Source organism: Peribacillus sp. GL_122, from assembly GCF_057835005.1.
The window spans coordinates 1,997,195-2,016,218 of the sequence record NZ_CM174415.1 but is presented as its reverse complement, the minus strand read 5'-3'; the positions used below and the strand labels follow the sequence as shown (position 1 = coordinate 2,016,218).

Sequence of the window (19,024 nt, the reverse complement as noted above, 5' to 3'; positions counted from 1 at the left end):
CAAAATGCTAATCACACTCAATTTAAAATAATATCGTTCCGTGCTGGAATGTCGATTGGTATACAAAGCGCAATGATTAAGGAGACTGATATAGCAAGCAATACAATATTTTTTATTTTCTTTGATTTAATTTGAAACAGTTCCCCCATTAGGAATATCGATAACGATACACGGATAAATGCACCTGAAAGCCATTGGTATATTGATAAAAAATCCAGCCGATTCAAATACTTACCCATGGTTAGTAACCGCCATTGAGCGTATGCAGGATTGCTGATTTTTGCAGCCTGTATCGGACCAAACTCTGTAATGGAGCCTATTATGGGTCCCATACTGATAAACAAAAGAAATAAACCTAAAAAAAGTAAACTCCTGAACTTTATTTCTGTCTTTACAAACTGTTGAAGCAAAACGAGAAGAAATATCTCTGTAAAACCTCCACCTAGTATTACGACCCCGTCCCAAACAGGTGTAATTCCATTTTCAAAAATAGGGAAAAGCAAGGAGTAATCCTTATACTGTATATTTGCCGTCATTATCATAAATCCAAGTGCCACAACAAGGGGTAAAACCAATCCTCCGGCAATGGCTATTGTTTTGATTCCAGCCTCTGCAGCAATAAAACATAGGATGATGAAAGGTATAAATAATATATATTCTGGCGTTTGAATCATATAAGTACTGTTTACCCAGGAAAATGTGCTATATAAAGTGACAAACAAGTTTAATAAAATATAGAAGAAAAGAAGGATTTTTATGGACCAGGCGGCGAGCGGGTGACTGTGAGTATGAAGCCAGCCAATGATATGCTGCTGTTTTGTTTTATTTATGATCCAATAAACCATGGGAAGCCATAAAAGAAAAAGCATCCCGGTGACTAAATTACTGATCCATGAATCTCTTCCGGATGCCCCAAGCAGTGAAGGCAAAACGATAACATGGTTCATCAACCCAATAGATAGAATCAGCACCATTGTCGCTTGAAAAGTAGATATACTTTTTATCATGTGAAACATCCCCTCTCTTTTAATATGAGGAGGCATTTTTGTTTTTATTCATACGATGCATCAATTCTTTAATGGACAGATAGGTATTTGAACGTCCCCTTCCGTCAATAAGCTCCGCTGAATCAACTGCCATTTATGGCTTTGCGATAAATAATTTAGAGAGACATTTTTTGTTTACAAATCAGAAAAGTTTTGTACGGTTTCATCGAACGCCCAACAGGCACCAGCTATTTTTTAGCTGGTGCCTGTTGGCATTTCTCCCTTATACTGTATCCTCCCAGTTTGAATGATACTTTAAGATGTTAGCTTTGTAGGTTCTTCATTGATAGTTTTTTCTATACTGCTGCTTCCTGCCTGATCCTCTTTTATCCATTTAATGAGCGATATCGATGCCATCGCCATTATTAAGATGAGTGGAACGGAAGTAATGACTACTACTGATTGAAGAGCATGAAGTCCTCCACCGAACATCATGGAAAACGCTACAAGCTCTATGACCAATGCCCAAAATATTTTGTGCCATCCAGCTGGCTCTTGATCTATTGACAACTTTTTTGATGCTGCGCTTGCTAATGTGAATGATGAAGAGTCTAGTGTAGCAGAAAGAAAAATAAGTGTGATAATCATAATCGCAAGCAAGGCTACACTGCCGCCGGGAAGCCCCTGGTAAATGGCGGCAATGGCTGCTTCCCCACCTTTTTTCTCTAAAATGTCAATGACAGGAACAAGTTTATTAAGTTCAAAGTAAAGACCTGTATTACCCATAATGGAAAACGCCGCCCAACACCCTACTGTTCCTCCAATACATTCAGCAAAAATGACTTGTCTTATCGTTCTTCCTTTCGAGATTTTTGCTACAAATATGCCCATATAAGGAGCACAAGCAAACCACCAGGCCCAGTAAAATATCGTCCAAGCTACCGGAAAGCCAGAATTGGCAACAGAGTCGGTGTAGAAACTCATACGAAAGAAATTCTGTAACAAAATCCCAACGCTATCCGTAAATCTGGATATTATAAACAAAGTTGGACCAGCTAAAAGAACGAATGCAGAAAGTGCCAAAAAAAGGTACGTATTGATGTTAGCTAATCTTTTCAGGCCCTTTTTCAGACCAAAATACGTGCTAACACAGAATATTAATGTCAAGGCTACTATTAGCGTCATATCTAACATAAAGCTTCGTGGTATATTAAATAATTCAGATATACCTTCAGAAATCATCGGAAGTCCCAAGCCTAAAGCAGCCCCTATTCCTCCAACCAGTCCAACCATGAAAAAAACGTCAATCGCTTTACCTAACCAGCTATTTGCTCCCTTTTTGAGAACACCTTCACACGCTGAACTCAATTTCACACTCGGATTTTTCCTCACATATAAGTTATAGGCAATCGGCAAAGCAGGTAGACAATATAGTACCCATGCGCTAAAGCCCCAATGAAATAATCCATACGTAGACGCCCAATCTGCCGCCGCCGCAGTTTTTGGTTCGGCCCCAAAAGGCGGAGCAGTGTAATAATAAGCCCATTCAATCGCGCTCCAGTATGTGATACTTGCACCAATTCCCGCCGTAAATAACATAGCTAACCAACTGAATGTCGAAAATTCCGGCTTGGTATCAGGCGCACCAAATTTTATCTTTCCATATTTACTAAATGCCAGCCAAATCAAGAAACCTAAAGCCGCCACCACAGCCCATAAATATAATGAACTCAAACTCTCGGCAATTAAATGATGTAGATCTCCGAGGATTGCAGTCCCTTTTTTAGGATTTAATAGTACAGGAATTGATAAAGCAGCAAGAATAGCTAGAGCCGGCCAAAAGATTGCTTTATCAACATTTGATTGTTTCATATTAAAAGAACCCCTCTTTCATTGCTTTTTGATAGTATGAAAACTTACACTTTCAGCTCCAGCTTTAATATAATTCACCTAACGAATGATCAACATTTAAAGCGCTTTCATTTTATCAAACCATAGGTCATTTATAGATTACAGACTAGCTTTGCATCGCCTTTGTGACTAATTGATGAAAATGTTTCAAACCGTGCTCGGTCGGAGAATATACTCCTCTTCCACAAGCTCTAGAATGTAATCCACTTTGTAATAACTCAACTAATTCGAAGTCTTCTTCCCGCACTTGATCTACAAATTTAATTAAATCTTCCTCGTCTTCAGTCAAGTTTTCATCAGCAAAATAATAACGATAAATTGCCAATGAACTTTTTTCATCAACCGGGATAATATGGCTCGTTGTCATATTTCCAGTACCTGGGTATATACTTATCATGGTATTCGGCCAAACCCAGTAAAAACGTGCACCAGGACCTTCTTCTTCATCACTGGCTGTTGTACACTGATAGGAAAAATTATCACAAGGAGTAATACTATATTTAGTTAAATCGAAGGCCTTCGAGAAGCTAGGATGTGCAATTTGACAATGATCACATTCCAAATAATTGTCAATGATTGATTTCCAGTTAGCTTGAACAATTCGACGGTTTTCCCTGACCTTTTTTAAAGAACTAAGAAATGTATATTCATTTATGTTATTTAAAAAAGATTGATAATCTGTTTCGAAAGCAGGTGCATCCTGATTTAGATTTACAAATATCATCGACTGATGTACTTCTATACGAATTGGAGTCATACAGCTAGGTTTTTCTATATCATTTGTTTTGAAATTTGGAGTCCTGTTCACCTTACCATCTAAATGGAATGTCCATCCATGATAAATACACTGGAGAATTTTTTTATTGCCCTGTTCTGTACGCTCGACTATCGCACCACGGTGAGGGCAAATATTATAAAAAGCATGCAACTCTTCGTCCTTGCCCCGTGTTACAATAATCGGCTCCCCGACCAAATCAAATGTAAAGAAGTCTCCAACCTTCTCTACCTGGCTTGTATGCCCAACCATAATCCAATTTTTATAGAAAATATTTTCCCTTTCCTCCTTCATGACTTCAGGATCCACATACTTATTATAAGGTAGTGTATAGTCCAGCCTTTTCATTTCTTCTTTTGTCGACATAATGGCAGTTCCTCCTTTTAATTATCCATAAAAATAAAGACTTGCTCTGAATAAGGATACAGGTATTCCTTTTAAACCTCCTCTGCCGATTGGCATCATATTTCCTTATTTCTGCAGCATGCTTTACTTAACTCTTATGCAAGGATAATGCCATTTCGACAGCCCCCTATTATTACCGATATTTTACTAATTCCCCCTTCTTTAATGTATAAATATGATTTATAATTGACTCAATTTAACCATAATAGACTCATCCTAGTTATTATAGACTCATTTAACACTTAAAAGGAGATGAAGGGAGCAAACTCATGCAAAACTTAATGAGTAATGAAGGAAAAATTGAAATGAGTACTGAGATATTGAAAAAAATTTTAGATCATTCACCTAATGAGATATATGTTCTTAACAAAGATGCCCGCATTATTTATGCAAATAAAGCGTATGAAAGACATTATGGAAAGCAGTTAAGCGAAATAGTCGGAAAACATAATAATGAAATTTTCTCCAAAGGATATTGGAAACCTAGTATTTTACCCTTTGTTTTGAAAGAAAAGAAATCGGTTACAATCAAGCAAGTTTCATATATTGGAAAGGAAATGATTACAACAGCTATTCCTTTACTCAACGATGAACAGGAAATTGAACTTATTATTACAACAGCACAAGAACCAAACTATAAAGGGTTATACATTCCGGACGAACAAGAACCAGAAAAACTAAGTGAAAAGAATTCTTATAAAGAAAGCGTAATTACGAACAACGAACAGATGAACAATGTAATGGAGGTCTGCGATAAGATTTCTATGGTTGATGCGACCATTTTGATTCAAGGGGAGTCTGGTACAGGGAAAGGAGTGTTGGCTAAATACATTCATAATAGAGGACTTCGAAAGAACTCGCCTTTTTTATCCATTAACTGTGCTACCATACCGGAACAATTAATAGAATCAGAACTTTTCGGATACACCGATGGTTCTTTTACCGGGGCAAACAAAGGCGGAAAAAAAGGTCTACTTGAAATGGCAAACGGCGGTACCGTATTTTTGGATGAAATCGGGGAAATCCCGATTAATATTCAGGCTAAGCTTTTACAGGTTATTCAAGACCTTGAATTTCTTCCTGTCGGGGGCAGAGAACTAAAGAAAGTGGACATTCGTATTATTTCCGCTACCAATCGAGACTTATTTGAGATGGTGCAGAAAAAAAGATTTAGAGAAGATTTATAATATCGACTTAATGTAGTTAATTTACAAATACCGCCATTAAGGGAAAGAAAAGAAGATATCATTCCGCTATCTTACTATTTTCTTTCAGTATTCAATAAAAAGTATCAAGTTAATCGGATTATATCGAAGGAAGTCCTCGATATTTTTTATGACTATCCTTGGTCCGGAAATATAAGACAATTAGAGAATTTAATAGAAAGCTTAGTTGTAACGAGTGAAGCTATCATTCAAGTATCCGATTTACCGATAATGCTACAACAAAAAAATGCTCAAGAAACACCAAGTCAAGAAACACATAGTCAAAACAGCACCGTCCAGAACAAATCAAGTCAAATGCTACAAGATTATTCATTAAATAAAGCGTTAGAAGAACTTGAAAGAAACCTGATTGTTACCTCATATACAAAATTCAGGAATACAAGGAAGGTCGCTCATCAATTATCCATTAGCCAATCAAAAGCATCACGGTTAGTGCGGAAATACTGTAAAGATTTAGACCTTTATAATTGATTCATTAAAAAATATATCATAAATATAAGTGGGCTTTTTCATTTGGATTTTCGGGCGGTTCCATAAAAAGAAGGAAACTAAGGAAAGTAGATACTTTCCGATCAAAACTGGTCATCGGGTTGGATATAAAATCGATGCTATGCCCTTTCTTACATTTCGGCAGTGCTGCCTCTGGTCTTTTTGAACATTGCCCATAAATCTTCAAGTATCCTCATCATCGCATAGTACACAAGAGACCACTTATTGTGGTCTCCTCAGTTTTTAGGCAAAAGGGTTTTATCTAAAAGTTAATACAATGTTGATTGGAACAGATGTGCCAGACTCCTGCTTAGAAAAGTGAGTCCAGAGTAGACCACCGCAGCCGAGGAGGCAAAAAGACCGAAATTGGAAGTCGGTCTTAAAATCCTATTTAGCAAACATAAGCTTTACAAAAATTAACACTAAAGTATTTCAACTCTTTTTTATTCTGATAACATTAGTCTTTTTGCTTATCATTTTTCACTGTTTTTCCAGATAAAAACCATCCGCCTATAGCAATGAGAAGCATGACTGACCAAAAGATAATATTCCAGATCGGTCCTTCAACAAAATCGTGTGGGATAATGTGCACGGCTGGATGCGCAAGGGTATGCATTAATAACTTAACCCCTACCCAACCAACGATTAACATGGCTGCGGTTTCGAGGCTAGGTCGCTCCGTCAGTATCTTAACAAAGTATCCTGCTGCAAACCGGATGACAATTAAACCTGCAATCGCTCCTAATAAAATAACAATGAATTTCGCCCCATCCATTCCGCCTATATCACCCATTGGTGTATCTGGCAAGGCAATGACAAGAGCGACTGCAGCCAAAATGGAATCAATAGCAAAAGCAATATCAGCCAATGCAATTTGCGCAACGGTCATACGGTAGCTTTTCCCTTTTCCCTCATTCTCCCCGTGGTCCTTTTTTAGTAAATGCTTTAATGAGATGAAAATCAAATATGCAGCCCCAATTGCTTGAACTTGCCAAACATGGAAAAGGTACGAAATAATAAAGATTGCACCAATCCTAAATATAAAAGCTAAAAGCAACCCAATATTAATCGCTTTTTTTTGCTGTTCTTTTGGTAAATGCTTTGACATAATGGCTAAAACCAATGCATTATCGGCAGATAATAAGCCTTCTAAAAAAATTAGAATAATTAACACCCAGCCATATTCCAATAATAACGATAATTCCATGATACCCCCCTAAAAGCATGTATAAGAATGCGTATTGACTTCAAACCAAACAACACTTTCTCCTCCAATATTGTCCCATCTTATTTACTTCCTTATTCAACCCTTCCGTCCCATTAACTCCATTTGAGTAGGAGGTACCAAAGCGACTCCCCTATTGAAAGCAAGGCATCCGTTAGCTCTATAATATATTCTTTTTTGCTTAGTCTTAGCCCACTGAGATAAACTGGGATTCCAGTCTGTGTTTTTTCAAATTCATCACCTCAAGATTCATTTTACAATCCTATCCATTCTAGCAGATAAACTTAATACTTTTAAGATTAAGAATTCTCACCTTTTCATTACAAACATAATTAAAAAGCATGCACTTCACGACGGTTAACAAGAAAGGTTAAACATCATTGTGCTTAAATGATTTAGTCGCAACATTAATCGCTGAATAAACGAATAAAATTAAGCCTTTCCCCAAATAATAGGTAGACTAATTAGCAGGGAGGGATATATGTGGATGTTAAGCGTGTAAAACAGATACTTTCTTCTTCATCCGACATTGAGGTGAGATATAATGGCACCTCAGTATGGATTGATAATTTAAATGAAGATGGAAGAACGGCTACAGTACATTTAAGAGGACCATTAGAGGAAAGATCAGAAGTAGCAATTGACGAACTTAAAGAAATATAAGGAATATATTAAAAAATAAGCTCCTCTCGTAATGAGAAGAGCCTTTACTTATTTCAGCCTTAATTTTTGACCGATATAAATTTTGTCGGGATCTTTAATTCCGTTAAGACTAACAAGGGATTTTATCGTTGTATTATGGTTTTTTGCAATGAAGCTAAGTGTGTCGCCTTTTGTTACTGTATAAATTGTGGTTGTTTCGGTTTTCAATGCACCGGTGTTGTGCGTCCTAAAAGTATTTATTGTATTTGTAAAATCCCTATAGGCTATATTCAAATCCACCTTTGTACTGATGCCCCTTATTTTACCCGAATCAGAATGCTGCCAAATATCTGCGCTACGTCCCAACGTGCTGTTGTATCTGGCAATCCACAAAGCGTAATTCGTCAACCTTGATTCATCTAAACTATTTTCGAGAAAATATTTACCAGTATACAGCATAGCCGTGTATCCAGCTTCTTCAATAGCTTCTAAAAAAGCTATTGCTGCATCGGTCAGCGTTTTTTTCTTTGCCTTTTTTTTATTTTCCTCAAGATCAAGAACAACAGGGTAATTTACAGCAAAAGAGCTGATTGAATCTAAAAAATAAGCTGCCTCAGCCTCTGCTTCTGCAACAGTTGCAAACTTTGCATAGTGATAGGCCCCGACTTTCAATCCCGCTGCCAATGCTTGTGGTGCATTTTCTTTGAAATAAGATAACTTAGAATAACTCGTTCCCTCTGTTGCTTTAATGAACACGAACTTCACGTCTGCCTTTGCAACTTCCCCCCAATGAATGGCACCTTGCCAATGTGAAACATCGATTCCCTTTATATATTCCATATTAATGTCCTCCTTAAGGAAACAACCCTATGGCGGTAAATGTTTTATGAATTTAACATAGCCCTTATAAACACATCATATAGGAAAAATGCAGTCCTATTGCCCACCTTATAATAAGATATTTGATGGAGTTAAAACAATAATAATCTGTGGGAATGAAAGGAAAGAATTATGCTGTTTCCTTTTGTTTTCAAATGTTAATTTATGCTATACTGATTTTATTAATATCAGAAGGGATGATGGGTGGCCGATGATTAACTAATCTTATTTTTTAAATTTGAAATCGCATATTTCAAATCATACGAAATAGGATTAGTCTGCCCATTTTCTATAAATTACAGAGCTATACTTAAAATAGCTCTTATTTGACAATGCACAGGTACGGCTAATCCTTCCATATGAATTGGGAGGATTTTTTTTATCCTCCCATTAAGGAGAGGGCTGAATTATATGAAAGAATTATTAAAATTAACCAATATTAGCTATGAAGTAATGGACGTAAACATTTTTGAAAATGTAAATGCAAGTGTTCAACAAGGGGAAATCATCGGTATCATTGGCAAAAATGGTGCCGGTAAATCTACGTTGTTGCAATTAATTAACAATGATTTAGAGCCTGTACGCGGACAAATCCAATGGCTGCAGCAAGACTTGAAAGTTTTTATGGTTGAACAAGAAGTCGTGTCGCATCCATCTGAAGATAAGACCCCTTCCGAAGTTAAATTACTTGATAAAATGCATGTACCAGGCCATGAATTCCAACAATTAAGCGGGGGAGAAAAACTGAAAGCCCGACTTGCAAAAGGACTTTCTAAAGATGCAGACCTTTTACTATTAGATGAACCGACGAACCATCTTGATGAGGACAGTTTAGAATTCCTTAAGGGACAAATAAAAAATTATAGAGGTACCATCATTTTTGTTTCGCACGATCGTTATTTTTTGGATGCTGTTGCAACGAAAATTTGGTCGATTGAAGATAAAAAGCTAATTGAACACAGAGGGAATTATTCTAGTTATATGGAGGTTCGCAAACAGAAAAGACTTACACAACAACGTGAATATGAAAAACAGCAAAAAATGGTTGAACGGATTGAGGGACAAATGAATGAAATCACTTCTTGGTCGAAAAAAGCCCATTCCCAATCGACGAAAAAAGAAGGAGTTAAGGAATACTATCGCGTAAAAGCAAAACGAATGGATGCACAGGTAAAATCTAAACAAAAGCGTCTTGAAAAAGAGCTTGAAAAAGCAAAAGCTGAACCTGTTGAATCCGAATATACTGTACGCTTTTCAATTAAAGCAAAAAACAAGACCGGAAAACGTTTTTTGGAAGTTAAGAATTTAACTAAGTCTTTTAACGAGCGAACACTATTTAAAAACGTCAATTTCACGATACAGCATGGTGAGAAGGTTTCCATAATAGGTCCCAATGGCAGCGGAAAGACGACATTATTAAAAATAATTCTTGGACGTGAAAATTTTGCGGGCAATGTTTGGATTTCACCATCTGCAAAAATTGGCTATTTGACGCAAGAGGTGTTTGATTTACCACTTGAACTAACACCCTCCCAGCTATTTCATAAAGAAACTTTCGAGTCGAGAGGGAACGTTCAAACTTTAATGAAGCATTTAGGCTTCACGACATCTCAATGGACAGAACCCATTAAGAACATGAGTATGGGTGAGCGAGTGAAATGTAAGTTAATGGAATATATCCTAGAAGAAAAAGATGTGCTTATTTTGGATGAGCCGACAAATCACCTGGACTTAGCTTCACGGGAACAACTTGAAGATACCTTGGCACAGTATACTGGAACGCTAATCGTCGTTTCGCATGATCGATATTTTCTTGAAAAAACGACAAGCAGCAAACTTATCATTTCAAAAAATCACATACAAAAGCAATTGTATGAATCATCCTCAAAAAGAGATAATCTGGAAGAACTACGATTAACACTTGAAACAGAAAGACAAGAAGTATTGGGAAAGCTTAGCTTTATGACTCCAAACGATAAAGCGTACACAGAACTCGACCAGAAGTTTAATGAGCTTACGAAAAAAATAAATGAACTTAGTGACAAATGACTATCAATAGTAACCTAATGATACTGCTGGATTAATAAACGAGAACCCTTAGATAAAGTCTAAGGGTTTTTTATTCAGAATGGCTGCCGAAATATTTTTTAGAAAGTCCATGGTATTCGATTCCCCCTTTGAATCTCCATTGTTACATGCTTTTGGTGCATCCTAGGTTCAAAATCCATTTTCCTTTCTAGCTAAAATGCAATAATCACATATACCGGCAAGAACATGGATGAATCATGTAATTCCCCTTCATGAACTCATCATAATAAACGCCATCAAGTACCAATTTGTTTGAGGTGCTAAAAGGATATTAATAATTGCTTTTATTTATATTCAAATTGAGCAGAATACTAGTGTCCCTTTGTTAATAAGATTTAATGATGGTTTTGTTTAAAAAAGGGGGCTTTAGTTATGAGTGAGGACACACAGGAATCTATTAGGAATAAATCAGGAATGTTTGTTGCACGCTCTTTAGATGAGATTCGTTTTTGGTCAAGAATAATGAAGGAACACTCGTTATTTCTAAGACTAGGTTTTAGATGTGAAGATACGCAGCTAATTGAGGAGGCTAATCAGTTTTATCATTTATTTGAACGGATAGAACAGCAATCCCATACATTTACAAATCAAACTGATCCTGAACAGATCAGGAGATTTAACTCGGAAGTGCAACAAGCTGCTACAGGAATTTTTTTATTCAAAAGGAAGGTATTGGGGTTGATACTCACCTGTAAATTGCCTGGTGCAAACAATTTCCCACTTTTAGTTGACCATACAAGCAGGGAAGCCAATTATTTCAGAAAACGATTAAAAGAATTAAATGAGGGTAAATTGAAACCACTGGCAGATGCCATCATCAAAGAAAATGTATTCTTTTTAAGGATCATGGCGGATCATGCAAAATTCATCGGACATCTCCTTGACCCATCGGAAAGAAAGCTGGTGGATATGGCGCGTAATTTTAGCAATGATTTTGATCAATTAGTCTTTCAAGCTGTGGACTTAGAGTCCATGAAACCGCAATCTCAAACCGCTCCTCTTTTGGATCAATTTCTAGATCAGAACCGAGTTTCCGTCGTATCACTTCGAGACTTTAAGAAAACCGCCAGAGATTTAATCGAAGAATGCAAAATCAAGAGCATTATCCATCCTCTATTGGCAGATCACGTTTTCCGTGAAGCTGAACGTTTCCTTGAAATCATTGATATGTTTGAGACCCACCTTACAGGTGAAACATACAATTAATTGAGTATGAAGGATATAGAAAATAATGTTTTTTATAAAATTGCTATTATGGATTAATAAATTCAAATAAAAATTGGCCCCTCTCGATTAAGAGAAGGGCTTTTATATGTAAAAAGTTAAGAAAGGGAGTTCACCAATGTTTTAAGTTTCACTTTATCAGAAACATGAATCCATGGTAAATCCAGATTATCATCGTCAATACCAGGTTGGATAACGCGGCTATATAAAAGGTCACAAATACAATCATTTAATAACTGGATATCCTGGTCTGATATTTTCCGATTATATGTTACATTAGCGGCTCCTGTTTGTTTATTCATTCCCCCTATCAAGCCTCTTTGTTTTAATGAACTTCTGATCACTTCTCTAATAGCCTCTAGACTAGTCAACGGAAATACATCAAGGTGCTTAACAATCATTCTAAAGATATCATCTTTAGATAAGTCCTGTTCAATATGTTGTCGCAATTATTCCACCCCCATTCGTCAAAACATTCTTCAAATGAAACGGAAAATCCTCCTTTATCCTTAAAAAGGACTACGCACACTGCCTTTTTGAGTGGGCACTGCCCTTTCAACTCATAAAAACCAGATTGACTGACGACTATCCGCCACGAATACATCGCCTGAACCCTTTTTGCAAAGGATGTTCCATTGTATGAAAACTCATCTTCCATAACTAAATTGATTTTGTTCTTTGCAAATTAACATTCATATTTTTGGTAAATATTTGTATTATAATAAAATAAATATTTAATCTGTTACGTTATGCTAATGATTATTTAACGAAGGGAAAGATGCTTATCTTTAAGATCATTCTGTTCATTCATATTTTCGCTGGAGCAATATGTCTTATTAGTGGAATAGGTGCTATGTCTTCAAATAAAAAAAGAGGTATGCATACAATTTGTGGTGAAATTTATCACAGTTCATATGTTGTACTCTTTGTCACATCCCTGACAATGGCAATATTGAATTGGGAAAGCAGCGCCTATTTATTTTTCATTGGGATATTTTCATATTCTTTCGCATTTATAGGGTATCTTGCTGGTAAGAAGAAATGGAAAAACTGGATTGCATCTCATATTAGCGGGATGCTCGGTTCCTATATCGCTATTTGTACTGCAATTCTTGTAGTGAATGTACCCAATATAACTATCTTGAATGAATGGAACCCATTAATTTTTTGGTTTCTTCCAAGCATTATAGGTTCACCGCTGATAATTTTGGTTGGACAGAAGTATAAAAAATCCCATTCAATCTAAATGCAGTCCAAAAAGCTCCTACAAATTTATTTAAAAATCCCAACACAAAAAAAGCCCCTCGATTAAGAGAGGGGCTTTTAACAATGGAGGAGTACCACTTAGGGGGTAGTACAATAATATAATTATCGCCAATCAAAAACATTTATATTCATTGTTATTCGGCAAACAAGTTAGTGTATAAGCTTAATTATCTGTGTTAGCATATATCTACTATTTCAGAGATGCCAACCATGGTTTGTTGTTGGTAATTTGTAATTTTTATTTCCTAATCTCAATACCAAGTACAATATTCGTCAACTCCACTATTCATAGCGCCTCGCTTTTTCCACTTACTAGAAAAAGTAAAGCTTCCTCTGCACAATAGATAGCTAATTTACAGTCCCCTGCCTCGCCTACACCAGTTCATTCATTTCAGACTGGGCTAAATCACCAGCTGCTTTCACACGAATACGGGTTGCATTCCCAGGCATATATGCTAAAGGTACATCTTCTATGTCGACAATAACAAGCGTTTCGGGATCGGCTCCGGCGCTGATACTATTTTTCCAATTCAAATAACGAAGCATTTGGCCACAATTTGGCGTGTTTTGATCTTTTATGTAGGCTCAATAGCCGTAGTTGTGACATTACTTCCTTGGAATTCTGCCAATGTATTACAGAGTCCATTTGTTGCCGTTTTAGAAAACTTAGGCATTCCTTTTGCAGCTCACCTCATGAATTTCATCGTACTAACTGCTGTTTTATCATGTCTAAATGCTGGATTATATACAACATCCCGAATGCTTTTCTCTTTAGCTAAAAAAGGGGATGCCCCTCAATATTTTAGTAAGTTGAATAATAATGGCGTACCTGCCAGAGCTGTTTTTGCAGCTACCATATTTTCTTATATTGCTGTAGTGATGAGTTATGTTTCGCCTGAATTAGTTTTTCTGTTTCTCGTTAATTCATCAGGAGCGATTATATTACTAGTTTATTTGGTTATTTCCATTTCTCAGTTGAGGATGAGAAATAGATTAGAAAGAGAGAATCCTGATGCTCTGAAAGTGAAGATGTGGTTGTTCCCATATTTGACATATGCGACGATCCTGGGGATTTCCATCATTTTAATTTCCATGGCTTTTATCTATTCTACAAGAAGCCAACTATATTCAACACTTCTACTAACTGGGGTAATTATTGTGTTGACTCATTTTTTCGGAAAAAAGAACATCAGTAGCGCAGAGGAGAAAAGTAAACTATCCAGTAATTTGCCTCCTTTGAAATAAGCTAAGGCAAAATATCATTATGTGATTAATTAAAAAGCCTTACTTTTCCAATGTGGAAGAGTAAGGCTTCTTTCTATTCCATTTTCTTTCTTTGAAAAACATCAAAATGACTCCAGATGTCTTCCAAAACTTCTAATCGCTCGTGTATATCTTCCTGCTTCTCTTTTCCGACAAACATGATCAAAGCATTAATCAAGCTTAATGGTGCAACGAAAGAGTCAATGAAGCTGGGCATCTGACTGGATGCTGTCAACGGAATGTCCGCATGGGGAATAAGCGGTGAGAGTAAATTATCAGTAATAGCAATTGTTGTCGCATTTTTTTCCTTTGCAAAAGAAAACATTTGAATTGTACTTTTCGTATATCGTGCAAAACTGACACCAATCACTACATCTTCTTCACTTAAATTATATAACTTTTCCGATGAATTCTCCAATGACTGCAGAAGTTCCACATTATTTAAAACAATTTGAAGATAATATTCCAAAAACACGCCCAGGGAAGTGGCACTGCGGTTTGCGATAACATATACTCTTCTCGCTTGTAATAAGCATTTCACTGCTTCATGGAATGCATCTTCATCCAATTTCTCCATAGTGGATTTTATGTTTGCGATGTCATCTTGGAAAACTTCGTATACTCCTGAAGACTCTTTATTGTAAACCTTTTGGGACATCTTTAATCGCTCTGTCGTTGTCAGCTGCTGCTTAACGGAATTCTGCATATACTGCTGCATCTCTGGATAGCCTGAATAGCCAAGCGAGGTTGCAAACCGCACAACAGTGGCATCACTGACCCCTGCCATTTTTGCTAATTTTCCAACTGTAAAAAAAGGAACGGTCGTTTGATTCTCTAATATATATGTAGCTATTTTCACGTGGGACTTGCTCATTTCCCCTATTTGTCCAGCGATGTTTTGATAGACGTTTGACATTAAAAAGAGCGCCCCTTTATTTATATTTATGTATTGTAGGAGTATCTATTTCCTTTTTGTGAATGATTATAATTTAACAATAGGTTTTTTCATCCTTTTTTGTCAAGTTAATTGAAAGTACCATGGTGGAATTAAAAAAGGCCGATCAATTGAAATCGCTTTGATCGGGCCTTTTGCTTTTCTTCTAACACTCAGTTAAACTGAATTATTTCAGGATCCGTCCAATGGCTTCATCATGCGCTTCCACAGTTCGAAGAATATCTTCCTCCGTGTGTACGACAGACATCGAATAACGATTAAGCGGCTTTGTATAAATACCTAATTTTAATAACTCATAGTCAAGCTCTTTTCTTAATTTCGTATTTGCCCTGCTCATATCACGATAATTTTTAATCGGGCCTTCAGCTAAGATAATGTTAAAGATACTGCCCATACCGACTGTTTGCATGTTTAAGCCATGTTTTTTATACACATTCTCAAGTTCCTTACGTAAAGATTGCGTCTTAGTAAACAAATCTTCCATTGTTCCTTCTTGTTCCAGTAAGTCAATAGTTGCTAAACCGGCAGCCAAAATGGTTGGATGACCATTGTATGTTCCACTATGATATAACGGATTTTGTTTATCTGCATTATCTGCTCCAGCTGTTAAAATATCTCTTCCGCCTCTAGCAGAGGTAATCATCATTATTTCTTTTTTACCTCCAATGGCCCCTACTGGGAATCCGCCGCCCAGAACTTTTCCTAATGTAGTGATATCCGGTTTAATGCCATATACTTTTTGAGCTCCCCCAATCGATATCCTGAATCCTGTTTTTACTTCATCGAAAATAAGCACTATATTAAGTTCTTCTGTTATTCTACGAAGTCCTTCCATGAATTCTTGTTCAGCAGGTATGAACCCTCCTTGAATTGGCTCTAAAATAACACCTGCTAATTCATGTGCATGGGCACGTAAAATCTTCTCGGTAGATTCTAAATCATTGAATGGAAGAATGACGGTATTTTCAATATAGTAATCTGGTAGTCCTCTTGATTCTCCTACCGCTTTAGGAGCTGTTGCGTTACCTGCTTGATCCATATCAGGGTTAACACTCACTAATACTTGATCATATCCTCCATGATAATGTCCTTCAAACTTTGCCAATTTCGGTTTTCCGGTATAAGCCACCGCCGTGCGAATTGCAAGAAGTGTAGCTTCCAAGCCTGAATTCGTATAACGAACCATTTCAATACCAGGATATAACTCTACTAATTTTTCCGCCATTGTTGTTTCCATCTTGTGAGGCGTACCGAATATGGTAGTTCCAGACTCTAACATTTGTTTTGTCACAGCATCAAATACTTGTTGATGACCATGACCTAATATAAGAGCTCCATAACATAATAAATAATCGATATATTCATTGCCATCTACATCATATAACTTACTGCCTTTTCCTTTTTCCATCATTAATGGATGTGGCGGAAAGTATTTAATATGTGCTGTGACACCGCCCGGAATCACGTCACAAGCTTTTTCAAATAAATCAGCTGATTTATTTGTTTTTTCTGATAATGTTTTTTTGTCGTGTAGTATCATAATTAATTTCCCCTTTATATAGATTTTTTTCATGCGAAGTATTTATAAATAATAGAAGAGATTTTTTTAAATCTAATCAAACTTCTATTAAATGTGGATATTTTTCAGACCAAACCCAGATATTCAATTGATTAAGCATCCAGGTCCAGCCCGACCATAAGAAGATAAAGAATAATAAGCTATACACTTTGAAATTGCTTCCACCAACCATCATTTCCAGCTTCTCATTCACTTCCTGTTCTAACCAATAGTAAATTTTCTCATTATTAAAATAAACATTTCATTATAAATTATAATATGAAATAAATATTACAAAGTCAAGATTAATAAGGAGATTTTTACTTATTTTTAAGATCTCAGAAATATAAATGCTAGCCGGATGAAGCAATTCAATCAGAAACAATTTCTCAATAAATAAGCTGTAATCTATATTTTCGACGGATATCTGACTTTAATGAGCAAACGCCAATTAAGCGCTCCAAGAAATGGCGCGCTTAATTGGCGTTATTTATCATGCTCTTCAATCATGTCTGTGTCTCCTTGGCCTCTACCGCAGCAATTCTATACCACCGTCGTTATTTGGGAATGCTGCATCTATTACATATTTTTAGAGGTTCATCAGGAGGTGCTCAGATCCCTACAACATTTTAAACTAGTAAAGAAGAAAAATGAGACTGAAACCACGGAGTTTTCTGCATTGAACGGAGCTCAACTATATTGCTGAACTTTTAAGGCAAAGATTTTCTTTTCGGTCACTAATACACCTCTCCCTCCTTATAAATTTAAGGAGGGAGAAAGCCCATTTAGCACGCTACATTTTTAAAATCAGAAGTTCCCTTTAAATATTTTCACTTTTATATTTTGATTTCGTTCTAATGAAGGAGAAAATTACGTAACTGCACTTACATTGTTTCATAGTTTTTTATTTCAAATTCACTTAGGGGTCGATTAATCGACTTACTCAATTTATTAATAAGCTCTTGGTAATCCTTAGTATCATTTGGATCTATACCTTCCCTGACGTTTAGTATCTCGTATCGGTCATACTGTTCTGGAATAAGTTTTCCGTCTACATGGATATAAAGCCTATATTTGATCCTCAGATTCATCAAAATACCATCTCCTTTACTATCAGTTCGATATAGGGAGCTGTTTTCCTGCAAGAAAAAATACTCTAATGTGGCCTCCACTAACTATTCATTTTTTAATCAGAATGATAAGTAGTTCGTATTATCTCAAAACCTCTCTTTTTATATTCGCGATGAGCGCACGAACAGTTAGGAGGAATTGTTATATATATAAGAGAACAGCATATTAATAAATATACTTTATTGAATTTACCTGAATTTTTTTGTTTTTACTGCATAAATTGTTCAATACGAAAAAACTAGTGTATATGGGGGTTTTTTAATGAATCATCCCGAGTCAGTATTAGAAATGTATAACTATCACTCGTGGGCAAATGTGGTCATCATCGATCGGTTAAATGAACTTCCACAGCACATTTATCATAAGGAAATTCAGAGTGGTTTTTCGTCGGTATCAAAAGTGTTGTCTCACATTTATCTCACAGATTATGCGTGGTTTGACATTATCTCAGGTAAAAGTATGGATGAAGCAATGGCATCTTCCAATCAATTAAGAGAAGAAGTGGAAAAGAAAAGTATTGAGGAAATGAAAAAAATATTTTTAGACTTATACGAAAGAAACAAATCACTTCTGAGTACAGAGGATATTGAAAAGGTAATTGTCGTGGATAACCCATATGCTGGGTTGCTTGAAACTACCATTTCCGAATCGGTATTACACGTTGTCACACACGGATCATATCATCGTGGCAATATTGCTACCATGTTGCGGCAAATGGGGCACACTTCCGTTATGCAAGATTTTGGCCTTTACCTTTATTCAAAATAAAAAAACAAACTATATCCGACTCCTGAATAAGGTGATGTATCGATGGATGAACTAGTTGGCACTTGTGTTCGCTGTGCACGTAATGTATATTGTACTGCTGGATTTCTGAACGGTATTCTGTTAGAAAACAAGAAAATCCTATGTTTTAATTGTAAGGATATTTTATATGAAATGATCAAAGCAGAAAGATTGGAAGATGAGAGTTGAAGAGTAATACACCAAATCAAAATGTA

18 protein-coding genes and 1 pseudogene are annotated in these 19,024 nt (G+C 36.2%); 9 read left to right on the top strand and 10 right to left on the bottom strand.

Features of this window, described 5'->3' with window-relative positions; translation table 11 throughout:
- Window positions 1-17: 17 nt before the first annotated feature.
- The 3 genes from AC3ISB_RS09795 to AC3ISB_RS09785 all read right to left on the bottom strand — a co-directional run bounded on the left by AC3ISB_RS09795 (window position 18) and on the right by AC3ISB_RS09785 (window position 4,038).
- Window positions 18-1,007 carry an endospore germination permease gene (locus AC3ISB_RS09795; protein WP_489276235.1) on the bottom strand — a complete coding sequence of 330 codons (990 nt, stop codon included), beginning with the start codon at window positions 1,005-1,007 and terminating at the stop codon, window positions 18-20.
- 294 nt (window positions 1,008-1,301) lie between these two features.
- Entirely contained in the window at window positions 1,302-2,858 is a 1,557-nt protein-coding gene (locus AC3ISB_RS09790; protein ID WP_489276233.1) for a BCCT family transporter, read from the bottom strand.
- A 145-nt stretch (window positions 2,859-3,003) separates the two neighbouring features.
- Window positions 3,004-4,038 (bottom strand): aromatic ring-hydroxylating oxygenase subunit alpha, encoded by a 1,035-nt coding sequence (locus AC3ISB_RS09785; RefSeq protein ID WP_144528648.1) that lies wholly within the window; start codon window positions 4,036-4,038, stop codon window positions 3,004-3,006.
- Window positions 4,039-4,346: 308 nt separating this feature from the next.
- Between AC3ISB_RS09785 and AC3ISB_RS09780 the strand changes: the two genes are divergently transcribed.
- Together AC3ISB_RS09780 and AC3ISB_RS09775 are read left to right on the top strand one after the other, a co-directional pair.
- Window positions 4,347-5,264 carry a sigma 54-interacting transcriptional regulator gene (locus AC3ISB_RS09780; protein ID WP_489276231.1) on the top strand — a complete coding sequence of 306 codons (918 nt, stop codon included), beginning with the start codon at window positions 4,347-4,349 and terminating at the stop codon, window positions 5,262-5,264.
- A 27-nt stretch (window positions 5,265-5,291) separates the two neighbouring features.
- Window positions 5,292-5,774, top strand: coding sequence for an AAA-type ATPase lid domain-containing protein (locus AC3ISB_RS09775; protein WP_489276892.1), 483 nt, complete (start codon window positions 5,292-5,294; stop codon window positions 5,772-5,774).
- 475 nt (window positions 5,775-6,249) lie between these two features.
- Here the strand turns inward: AC3ISB_RS09775 and AC3ISB_RS09770 are convergent, their stop codons facing one another.
- The gene (locus tag AC3ISB_RS09770; RefSeq protein ID WP_141994730.1) at window positions 6,250-6,999 is read right to left on the bottom strand and encodes a TerC family protein; all 750 of its coding nucleotides are present in this window, start codon (window positions 6,997-6,999) and stop codon (window positions 6,250-6,252) included.
- Window positions 7,000-7,500: 501 nt separating this feature from the next.
- Between AC3ISB_RS09770 and AC3ISB_RS09765 the strand changes: the two genes are divergently transcribed.
- Window positions 7,501-7,680, top strand: a complete 180-nt coding sequence (locus tag AC3ISB_RS09765) for an H-type small acid-soluble spore protein (RefSeq protein WP_076368724.1) — start codon at window positions 7,501-7,503, stop codon at window positions 7,678-7,680.
- A gap of 48 nt (window positions 7,681-7,728) precedes the next feature.
- Here AC3ISB_RS09765 and AC3ISB_RS09760 read toward each other — a convergent pair whose 3' ends face one another.
- A complete protein-coding gene (locus AC3ISB_RS09760) occupies window positions 7,729-8,499 on the bottom strand; it encodes a GH25 family lysozyme (protein WP_489276229.1) in 771 nt (256 codons plus the stop codon).
- Between the two features lie 450 nt (window positions 8,500-8,949).
- Between AC3ISB_RS09760 and abc-f the strand changes: the two genes are divergently transcribed.
- Both abc-f and AC3ISB_RS09750 read left to right on the top strand, forming a co-directional pair.
- Window positions 8,950-10,587, top strand: coding sequence for a ribosomal protection-like ABC-F family protein (abc-f, locus tag AC3ISB_RS09755; RefSeq protein ID WP_489276227.1), 1,638 nt, complete (start codon window positions 8,950-8,952; stop codon window positions 10,585-10,587).
- Between the two features lie 411 nt (window positions 10,588-10,998).
- Window positions 10,999-11,832 carry a DUF2935 domain-containing protein gene (locus AC3ISB_RS09750; RefSeq protein WP_480338773.1) on the top strand — a complete coding sequence of 278 codons (834 nt, stop codon included), beginning with the start codon at window positions 10,999-11,001 and terminating at the stop codon, window positions 11,830-11,832.
- Between the two features lie 116 nt (window positions 11,833-11,948).
- Here AC3ISB_RS09750 and AC3ISB_RS09745 read toward each other — a convergent pair whose 3' ends face one another.
- Window positions 11,949-12,299 (bottom strand): hypothetical protein, encoded by a 351-nt coding sequence (locus tag AC3ISB_RS09745; protein WP_098372804.1) that lies wholly within the window; start codon window positions 12,297-12,299, stop codon window positions 11,949-11,951.
- Window positions 12,300-12,628: 329 nt separating this feature from the next.
- Between AC3ISB_RS09745 and AC3ISB_RS09740 the strand changes: the two genes are divergently transcribed.
- On the top strand, window positions 12,629-13,096 hold the full coding sequence (locus AC3ISB_RS09740) for a DUF2306 domain-containing protein (protein WP_480338772.1): 468 nt from the start codon (window positions 12,629-12,631) through the stop codon (window positions 13,094-13,096).
- Window positions 13,097-13,488: 392 nt separating this feature from the next.
- On the opposite strand, the gene AC3ISB_RS09735 is transcribed toward AC3ISB_RS09740, so the two are convergent.
- Entirely contained in the window at window positions 13,489-13,662 is a 174-nt protein-coding gene (locus AC3ISB_RS09735; protein ID WP_185151533.1) for a hypothetical protein, read from the bottom strand.
- Between AC3ISB_RS09735 and AC3ISB_RS09730 the strand changes: the two are divergent.
- Window positions 13,621-14,361 (top strand): annotated as a pseudogene (locus AC3ISB_RS09730) (amino acid permease); the annotation flags it as partial. The gene AC3ISB_RS09735 and the pseudogene AC3ISB_RS09730 overlap by 42 nt on opposite strands.
- A 73-nt stretch (window positions 14,362-14,434) precedes the next feature.
- Here the strand turns inward: AC3ISB_RS09730 and AC3ISB_RS09725 are convergent.
- The 3 genes from AC3ISB_RS09725 to AC3ISB_RS09715 form a co-directional block, all read right to left on the bottom strand.
- Window positions 14,435-15,295, bottom strand: coding sequence for a MurR/RpiR family transcriptional regulator (locus AC3ISB_RS09725; RefSeq protein ID WP_144528660.1), 861 nt, complete (start codon window positions 15,293-15,295; stop codon window positions 14,435-14,437).
- 205 nt (window positions 15,296-15,500) lie between these two features.
- Complete coding sequence (locus tag AC3ISB_RS09720) at window positions 15,501-16,874, bottom strand: aspartate aminotransferase family protein (RefSeq protein WP_489276223.1); 1,374 nt, start codon at window positions 16,872-16,874, stop codon at window positions 15,501-15,503.
- Between the two features lie 902 nt (window positions 16,875-17,776).
- Complete coding sequence (locus AC3ISB_RS09715; protein WP_489276221.1) at window positions 17,777-17,986, bottom strand: hypothetical protein; 210 nt, start codon at window positions 17,984-17,986, stop codon at window positions 17,777-17,779.
- Between the two features lie 298 nt (window positions 17,987-18,284).
- Here AC3ISB_RS09715 and AC3ISB_RS09710 point away from each other — a divergent pair, with 298 nt between their 5' ends.
- Both AC3ISB_RS09710 and AC3ISB_RS09705 read left to right on the top strand, forming a co-directional pair.
- Window positions 18,285-18,791, top strand: coding sequence for a DinB family protein (locus AC3ISB_RS09710; protein ID WP_489276219.1), 507 nt, complete (start codon window positions 18,285-18,287; stop codon window positions 18,789-18,791).
- 42 nt (window positions 18,792-18,833) lie between these two features.
- Window positions 18,834-18,998, top strand: a complete 165-nt coding sequence (locus AC3ISB_RS09705) for a hypothetical protein (protein WP_185151532.1) — start codon at window positions 18,834-18,836, stop codon at window positions 18,996-18,998.
- Window positions 18,999-19,024 lie beyond the last annotated feature (26 nt).